1 protein-coding gene is annotated in these 538 nt (G+C 43.1%); it reads right to left on the bottom strand.

Translation table 11 applies throughout. The annotated features are described in order from the left end of the window. Positions 1-91: 91 nt before the first annotated feature. On the bottom strand, positions 92-538 hold a 447-nt coding region (locus N1032_RS27450), incomplete at its 5' end, for a hypothetical protein (RefSeq protein WP_259543886.1).

The following is a 538-nucleotide window of genomic DNA, read 5'->3' as shown; positions in this document are numbered from 1 at the left end:
ATGCTACCAAATGTGCTCTGATTCATAGCAGCTGCGGTTGGGTTGTTCAGGTAATTCTGAAACAACGCACCTGAGTTGTTATAATCAGCCATTATTTAAATCCTCCAAATAAGGCAGCAGCGTTTTGCATGTTCGGTGTGTTGAACACTTCATCCATGAAATTACGTTTAACAGTGTTGGCATTTGTATTTTGATACGTAGCAGCATTGTCAAACAGACCACGAAGTTTAGTAGCAAACATATTAATCTTCTCAGCATCAGTAAGCTCTTTAGGCTTCTGCTCAGCTGGTTGCTGAGGCTGTTGTTGCTGTTGTGGTTGTAATGGTTGTGGTTGTGAAGGTTGCTGAGGTGCTTGGGTCATAAGTGAGGCGGAAGAGTATTTTTCAGGTTCAGGTTTTTGAACACCTTCTTTACCTAAATTTACTACCTCCGTTGAGGCAGGAGCTTGAGTTGGCATAGGTACAGTTGCATCCTGCGCGATGTACTCCGGAGAGAACTTCTTATTGCGCATGTAGTTGTAACCTTCTTGTGCCATTGG

This window comes from Herbiconiux daphne (assembly GCF_024979295.1).
Taxonomy (GTDB): Bacteria; Actinomycetota; Actinomycetes; order Actinomycetales; family Microbacteriaceae; genus Herbiconiux; species Herbiconiux daphnes.
The sequence above is the reverse complement of the archived record's forward strand: the minus strand, read 5'-3'. Positions and strand labels throughout refer to the sequence as shown.